This window comes from Clostridia bacterium (assembly GCA_036562685.1).
In the GTDB taxonomy this organism is placed as follows: Bacteria; Bacillota; Clostridia; order Christensenellales; family DUVY01; genus DUVY01.
This window is the reverse complement of sequence record DATCJR010000032.1, coordinates 1-8,563: the sequence shown is the minus strand read 5'-3', so window position 1 is coordinate 8,563 and position 8,563 is coordinate 1. Positions and strand designations below refer to the sequence as shown.

6 protein-coding genes are annotated in these 8,563 nt (G+C 35.9%); all 6 read right to left on the bottom strand.

The window, feature by feature from the left end; translation table 11 throughout:
* A partial coding sequence (locus VIL26_01240) for a hypothetical protein (GenBank protein HEY8389567.1) occupies positions 1–1,149 on the bottom strand: 1,149 nt, incomplete at its 3' end.
* A 10-nt stretch (positions 1,150–1,159) separates the two neighbouring features.
* Positions 1,160–2,362, bottom strand: a complete 1,203-nt coding sequence (locus VIL26_01235; GenBank protein ID HEY8389566.1) for a hypothetical protein — start codon at positions 2,360–2,362, stop codon at positions 1,160–1,162.
* 24 nt (positions 2,363–2,386) lie between these two features.
* Complete coding sequence (locus tag VIL26_01230) at positions 2,387–4,855, bottom strand: glycoside hydrolase domain-containing protein (GenBank protein ID HEY8389565.1); 2,469 nt, start codon at positions 4,853–4,855, stop codon at positions 2,387–2,389.
* Between the two features lie 20 nt (positions 4,856–4,875).
* Positions 4,876–6,516 (bottom strand): ABC transporter substrate-binding protein, encoded by a 1,641-nt coding sequence (locus VIL26_01225; GenBank protein ID HEY8389564.1) that lies wholly within the window; start codon positions 6,514–6,516, stop codon positions 4,876–4,878.
* Between the two features lie 53 nt (positions 6,517–6,569).
* The gene (locus VIL26_01220; protein ID HEY8389563.1) at positions 6,570–7,496 is read right to left on the bottom strand and encodes a carbohydrate ABC transporter permease; all 927 of its coding nucleotides are present in this window, start codon (positions 7,494–7,496) and stop codon (positions 6,570–6,572) included.
* A gap of 12 nt (positions 7,497–7,508) precedes the next feature.
* Positions 7,509–8,441 carry a sugar ABC transporter permease gene (locus tag VIL26_01215; GenBank protein ID HEY8389562.1) on the bottom strand — a complete coding sequence of 311 codons (933 nt, stop codon included), beginning with the start codon at positions 8,439–8,441 and terminating at the stop codon, positions 7,509–7,511.
* Between the last annotated feature and the right edge of the window lie 122 nt (positions 8,442–8,563).

Genomic DNA, 8,563 nt, shown 5'->3' with positions numbered 1-8,563 from the left:
AATATAGCTGTCGTTGTCAACTTCTACTTCAAAGTTAGCATATTTGTGCATAAATATATTGCCCATTCTTAATGCTGTCAAATTCTTGTGATTAACTGAAGAGCTGTTATTATAGTTAATGGGCAAGAATATTTGAGACTTGTTAACAAGATTATCAAAAGCGTCTAAGAACTTATCTGCAGAGAATGATACCTTTGTCCATTCGCCTGATTGTGCTTCTACACGATAATTAATGTCATTAAAGAATGAGAAATAGCAAGTTTCTTTAGCATCATTAGCTACTACAGGATAAATCCAAACTGTAATTAGATCATAATCAGCATAAGCAGCTTTTGCTTGACGAGGAACCAAATAGGTATTAACCCATGTGTTTTCTGCGTCGTATTTGATCTCTACATAACCGCCCTTATAAGTAGCGTCTTGATTTTCTTTAGGTGATACATAGCTAAATTCTACTGTCTTGTTTGCAGTTAATTTGCTAACTGTTTCGGCATAATCAAAATTAGCTACTTCGCCTTCGCTGGCAGGATTATAAACTGCAAATGTTTCTTCCTTGCTGTTTGAATTGTTGCTAGAATCCTTAGCAGTTACTTGGATTATATATGTACCCTGTTTTGCAGGTGTAAACTTCTTATCCGTTACAGTAACTTCTTCTCTTTCTCCACCGTTAACAAAGAATACCTTAATAGTAGGTGTAATAACTTCGCCTGACAAATCGCTGACAGTTATAGAAGGTAATGTATAAACCTCTCCGACTACACCGTCGCTCGGCTTAGTAATCCTAATAACAGGGCCTTCTTTGTCAACAACATTAAGCGTCAAAACAGATTTTAATGTCTGTTTATCAGAAATCTTAGCAGTATAAGTAATTACATAGCCTTGAATATTATCAATATCAAATTGGTTGCCAATTACATTAACTACTTCGCCTTGAGTTGTTTTAACTTCGGCTGTAACACGATATTCGTTACCGTTTTTGTCATATACATTCAAAACTTTGAGTGTATATAAATCGCCTAATTGAACTTGTTCGCTGTATGCTTCGGGAAAGTCAAGAAGCGCTATTTCATTCTTTCCGCAAGCAACAAAACTTAAGCAAATTGTCAATAAACTTAACAATAATACTAGAAGTTGTTTTCTTCTCATCATTGTCTCCTCCTTAGTTTCTAAATTCTATTCTTATGTTGTCATAGAAAAATTCTCTATTTCCTGTAAGATCGGTGTACCAGATCATAAGCGCGCCAGGATCATTAAAGAAGTTTTCATTAAACTTAGCTACGTTTCCTAAACAATATTCGTAAGATGTCCATTGTCCGCGTTTTGCAAACAATGCAGTAGAATGTCTATTATTTGTATTATCTCCTACTGTATAGTCCACAGTAGTATGAATGCTGTCTCTTTTGGTATCGCTGTCATTGTTATATACTTCAAGACACAGATACGCTTTTTGAGCATTATCCAAGCTCATTCCCTTAATTACGGTTGCTTGAATTAATTTTTTGTCAATCTTGAAATATCTCCAATAATTAGTGCCAGTACCTAAGTAATTAACTCTTAGAACCTTTTTGCCGCTGGGTGCTACCAGACCATAATCAGAAGCATTTACTACAGAAATTTCGGCAGGATATTCGCTGGTTATGCAGTATTGTTGATAGTTCTTTTCAAAATCCATTATTTCATTTTCGTCTAGCACGAAGTTGAAATCTGAAGGGGATTTTTCCTGCTTCTTTATAATCTTGATATCATCCACATAATATCTAGGAGTAGTTTCGGTAGGGTTAAGTGAAGCAGCATTTTCAAACATAAAGTAAATACCCTTGACCGAAGTTATGTCTCCCGTAATGGCGATAAGTGAAGCATCAACCTGGAAGTTAATTTTGTTCCAGCCGGGCTTTAAAGTTATTTCTTTGTCATTGATTCTTGAAATGGAGTTAATGTTGGCGATATCGCTGACTAGCCCCATATTTATTTTCATATCTTTATTATTAGCGCTGTAAATATCTACAGAAATATAATCCACATAGCTAAAATCCGAATAGTCAAAGCCAAAAGTTTCTGACCTTGTAGGGAAGAATATCAGAGGCAGTGAACCTGCGCCGTACCATCCCAAAGGATCAAGCCTTGCAGAGTAATTTCCGCTTTTTACATATTGTTTATCTTCGTTTTTGGATACTCTTCCAAAACCGTTCATGAACTTAATTGTCTGAAAGTCAGGCGCCCATTGTTCGAAATCGCACAAAAGCACATCCTGCTTCAAAGCTGCATCAGGATCGGCAGGCGTTTTTTTCTCACCGCACGCAACCATTGAGAAGCTCATAGTCATAATAAATAAAGCTAATAAAAGTAAACTTAATTTTTTCATCTTTCGTATCTCTCCTTACCACCTTTATTTACTGATCGAATAAGCCACAAAGTCTTTTATATAAACCGTGCGTGCTTCGCCGCCTGACGCTGAGTCTTGGCTAAAGTACATCATAGCGTTTTCTATAGATTTGTATTTTGTCCAGTTAAAGCTGTTAATTCCTTCAACTTTTACTACGTTCATACCAGGCTGCAATGTCGTGCTTACAAGTTCGGTATTAATGGTTACGCCGCTATACTTGACATACAGCTTGAAAGGTATAGCTTGTTGAGAAGGATTAAAAATGTGTAATATTATCTTGCTGGTTGAACTGTTAACTGTCTTCAAAACATCGTTTGTCCAAGTAATGGATTGATGCTTATTGACAGCTTGCGCAATATCAAGCTTTACATATTTGCCTTGAGTACCATCTACTGTAGCTGCGTCAACAAGACTTGAAGTTACAGAAACAGTACCTTTTGTAAATCCGCTGCTTATTGCTTCAGCATTGCTTACAGTAGTCTTTCCGCCAATATTGAAGTTGAATGACAGAGTTTTTCCGTTTACCACAGTGTAAAAACTCATAACATTGCTGTCTTTATTGAGGTTAACGCTTATGGTATATATTGTTCCTTTCTCTACAACTTCTTTAGATGAAATAGCATCTGAGAAAATTTCGTAACCAGATTTTGCAAACACTTTATATGTGATGTTTCCATAAGTATCGTCGATAACATCTACTACACAAACTTTTGCATCTGATTGAGCCAGCATAGACAATTCGATAAGTGCTTTTCTTGCTGTCTGGAACATTGTAGAATTAGATGCTACTCTTGTTCCTGTATAAATTAATGAATTGATGTTACGTATAATTGTTTCGGTATTAATTCCCATTGCCTGATAATCAGCTTTTAGGTTATAGAACAATTCATATTCTTCGTTTCCGTCTCTAATAGCTTCCATTCTCATAGAACTCAACGGTCCGAAAATTCCGTATCTAGCACCAGGATAGAACAGGAAGCCGTCACCATTAGCTCTGGGATATCTTTCAGGAGTAGAATAAAAATCATCAATAAATTGATAGGATGAGCCGTTATACTTGGCATAAACATCAACTGCCCAGAACAAATTTCCTCTAACATTGTATTCTGACATCATCCAGCTAAGAGCACGAGCAGAAATCAAAGTGTCTTCGATATGGTAGGTAGGATGAGGAGCACGAGGTGCTACGCAGGTATACCACCATTTTTCCACTTGATCTTCATATAACTTTCTCTTTTCTTCTGTGTCATATTCGCTGGCATAAGGACACCATGTAGTTACTATATCTTTTACTGATTCGTTGTAAGGCATGGTAACTACAAAGCTCATATTCTTTAAAGAGTTGATAACTTCTTCTTTGAAAGCAGCGTCAACTTTTAATTTGCCAATAATAGAATTTACATTGTTGATACAAGTAGTTATTGCTTCATCATAGTCACGCATAACAATGGGTACTCTTGCCATAAGTCCAAACAAGTCAGGCTCGTCAATTATACCTGTTGAAAAAATTGCTCTTCCCATAAGGTTAAAACCTGTTTCAAAGCTCTTTTTCAAAATAGCGTTGACATATTTTATAAGCATTTCCTTGTCAATGGTTTTTTCATTGGTGGTAGAATCAGTTGCTGTATATGCAGGTATGTTAAAGTTGCTCATTCTGGGATTTTGTGCCCAGGTATAAGCTTTTTCAACATACAAATCTATCATTGCCTGTGATTTATCAAGATGATTTCCGTTGATCAAATAACTGGGTGAAATTCTGTACTCAATCATTTTTTGGATATAAGCGTCAAACATTTCTTGAGTGCTATCAAGTTCGCCCAGATATTGTGTAAATGTAGAATTGAATTTTGATCTAGAATGTGTTTCTTCGTTAACTTTTAAATCATAAACAACAAGCTCGACAGGCAAAGTCTTCTTTGTTCCGTCATAAGTGATTTCCAAAGTACCTGTATATTTGCCTGCTGCCTGATCAATGGGAACATTAAATGTTACAAACAATCCTTGATTGGTGTTTGCTTTTATTGTGTTTTCTTTTGCTTCTACGATTTTATCAAAAGGCACTAATGCGTCAGGATAAAGTCCTGTCGGCGCACCGTTTGAATCATAGATGTTAGTAACATTGGTGTAAAGTTCATAATAAACGCTGATATTATCTTTGCTAAACTTAGCCCCGTTGTCACCATTGAGTTCGCCATAAGACAAGGTTACGCTTTTTACATCTTTATTAGCTGTCATTATGATCTGAGTGCTTTCGTATTCACCCTTGCAGGCTTCAACGTAAACCTTGGCTTCTTTCTTTATGCTTTGGTAAATATCAGTTTTGTCTTGGAGCACCTTCTCAGTTGAAGGAACACTCCAAAACTCCACGCTGTCGTTAGCCTCTGCCTTATAATTGGCAGGAGCTTTATTTGCTGTAATGTTGAAAATAAAGATTAAGGATAAAAATAATACGATTAATCTTATCTTTTTCATTCATTCACCCCCGCTTGAAATTATATTCCTGCACTGCTCTTGCAGTTGTTCCATCTTGCATTGTTGTTTTCAGTCCAATAATCATAATCGGTATAAAAAATCTTCTCAGCAAGTGTTTCGTAGTCGCCCTTGCTTGAATTGGATGTAAAGTAATAACCTACAGTATTACCCAAAGATGCAAAAGCTTTTAATGTACCAAATCTTACCAACGGGAAAGAACTTGTTGAAGGAAGAATATTTACCTCTTGACTAGGATTGTTGAAATAAGAGATAATTTCCTGTTGGAAAGGAGAAATAGAATTATATAATTCTTCATTCTTTGTTCTCAAATCATATTTGAAAGGCAAAGTTGCTCCGCCTGTAGCCCTGACATAAATTTCGTTGGCTTTATCAGTAGCCAAAAATCTCAAAAAGTCAACAGCGATTTCTTTTCCTGCCGCATAAGACGGAATAACTGAAGTATGGTTAGGTCCAATTGAATATACAACCATTCTTGCATTTTGAATAGTTGCAAAATCGTCTTCTGATACGCCTTCATAGCTTGTCTTGCCTTCGTCAATAGCTTTAACTACTGCAGAAAGAGTAGCGTCATCTTTAATAGTAGGAGTTTTGTTGATTATTGAGCTTATAATAGGGGTCTTCATCATCTTAATGGTGTCAGCTTTACCGGTAGCTTTGATCAAGTCCTTTCTGGTTTCAGCCATTTCGTTATCAAACCAGTCGCCGTTAGCCATAAATATACCCTTGCCTCTTAATAGAGATGTTTGGGTTTCTAGATAAGCTGATCTGCCTGAGTTGGGGTTAATCCAAACATTGCCCTTGTCATACAAATATATTTCTTCTATTACCTTAAGGGTTTCAAGTCTGCCTTGTCGTTTGAATATTTCGGGAGATATTGAATTTGTATCGCTGTCAATTCCGGAGAAGAAATTAACATACTCATCAGCTCCTTCATATTGAGCCCACCAAATATCAACCAAATAGTTTACATAAGCTGAAGCGCCATAAGTCAAGAAAGAATATCCGTTAGCATATTTTCCTTGCTTATTATCTTTCAATGCTCTTACAGCATTCAAAATTGCCAGCAACTCATTGGTTGTTCTGGGAACTTCAAATCCAAGACTGTTTAAAACATTTTCGTTATAAACAATGCCGGTCATACCTGAAGCATAGCTCACAGAATAATATTGAGGTTCATCAGTAGCATCAATATCGTTATATGCATTAGAAGCTACATAAGAACTTAGCATTTTATCTTTAAATTTAATGTCCTCGCCAGGTACCATGCTGTCATAAAGAACTTCACTTAATTCAAGCAACGGTCCAGTAGGCCCAAAATAGCTAAATAGTGTAGGTGCAAAAATCAGGTCATATACGTTAGCACCCTTACCAGCAGATAGCTGAGTAGAACCGTAATTTTCTATTTCGTTCTTTGTGAAGTTTACTTTTAAGTTAGGATATTTTTCTTTTACCCAATCTTCTTGCTTAAATGCTTCCAAAGCATCAACACACCATTTATATCCGTATCCTGAGTTATAAACATAAACGTCTAGTGTGTCTGCAGAGTTGGGATCGCCTCTATCGGAGTTACCGCATCCAACAGCAGTGCTGAAGAGTGTAAAACATAAAATTAGCACTATCAGCTTACTTAATTTTTTCATCTTTTTTCTCCTTGTATATCTAATATCTTTTGATTTATATCTTTTGAAGTTTTTTAACCTTTTAGACCGCCAACGGTAAAGTTTTTCATAATTACATCGCTAAACAAGCTGAAAACAACAAGCACAGGCAGCAAAGAAATTACCAAAGCGGCAAAATATGCAGGTGTATTGCCAAGACGCGGAAGCGTTCTGGAAACACTAAACAGTCCTGATGCGATTGTGGGATAATCAGGCAAGTACAGCAATACGTTCATATATTCGTTCCAGTATGTGATGCCGGACATAATAGAAAGCGTCAAAATTATAGGTCTTGCCATGGGCAGCATTATTTTGAAGAAAACTGTAAAATGACTTGCTCCGTCCATAAATGCAGCTTCCGCATAGCTCCAAGAAATATTTCTGAAAAAGCCGTACAATATCAAAAAGTTCATTCCGATACCGCTTAAGCTTGTTAATATCACATAAAACGGTGTGTTGTAGATATGCAGGTCGGACATAAGTTTAAATGCCGCGCCAGTTGTTCCTACAATGGGAATGGTCATAGAAAAGATAATAACGGTATGTATAATGTTTTTTCCTTTGAAATTATATTTGGCAAGGCAATAGCCTGTAAAAGAGCACATCAAAACATTGCCGGCAATATGTATGCCGGTGTACCAAATACTGTTAAAAAACATATTGAAAATATTTGAACCGTTATAGCTCAATTCTTTGAACGCATAAATGTAGTTGGCAATTTCCAACTTTTTAGGCAAAGCAAATGCATTTCCGTCGCTCATGTTGATTTGGTATATAATTCTGTTTTGGAAAGAATTAACCAAAAGCCATAAAAACGGAAAAACTAGCGAAACGGCATATACGAAAAAGATGCAAAACATAATTACATATATGACTTTTTCGCCCTTGCTTCTTTTATACAAAACTGCAGATTCTTCTTTTGAAATCTTATATTTTTTTGCTAAAACTTTATCAACTTTCATCATTTCCATCCTTTAGTATTCTACTGCAGGTACTTTTTCAAACAATTTGCGAACAAACAAGATAATAGGCACACCGATTAAGGTAAAACAGAAACCAGCGCATGATACCAATCCGTACTGTCCTGTACCGCCATATGTACCCGAACCGTAAACCTGTTTGAAAATCCAGAATGAAATAGTTGTCGTTTCGTAACCGCCATCAGGCATAAACAGCAGAATAGGGCCGCTCGCCATAAAAATACTCGTCATAGTAAATACGATCATCGTCTGCAATGTCGACCATGTCAAAGGCAAAACAATGCTTACTATTTCTCTAAACGGTCCGCAACCTTCCATTTTGGCAGATTCCAATACTTCAGTAGGAATACGGCTCATTGCGCCGCCTATCAAAATGATATTGCTGCTAAACCCTGTCCATATTGTATAAACCAAAATCGCAGGTGTTGCTGTTGCTGAATTATTGAAGAAACCCTGCGCAGGAATTGATAGACCTATTTTTGATAAAATAACGTCCAATGGACCATTAGGAATCAACAAATAGGTATATACAGTTGTCATAGCTATACCTGAAATAATGGCAGGTAAGAAAAATATTATTCTAAAAATCTTATAGCCTTTTATATGCTTAAAAATAAAGAAAGCAATCATAATAGACAGCGGGAAAATTATGAATAAGTTATTTAAAAAATACAAAAGCGTATTTTTTAACGCTAATCCCACTGTTTCGCCATAAGGTGAGGTAAGCTGGTCCCACAACTGTACAAAATTGATTAGGCTCCACTCTCCTCTTTCGTTTTGGAAAGCCAAAATAATTGAATTAATATTAATGTATAACCAAAAAATTAACCAGTGTAAAACTGGAATAGCTAATAGAGTTACTAAAAATATTGTCTGACCTTTTTGGAAGGTAGCTTTTTTCTTTTTTTCTTTATAAATCGCCTGCATATAAAAATTTAAGAATGGAGTCTTTTTAGTTATTATGTTATATAAAAGAGATTTTTATATATTCTTCAAGAGATTAATATTCCCCATCCTTTTCTCCCTATATTGAATATAGGCATTATAGC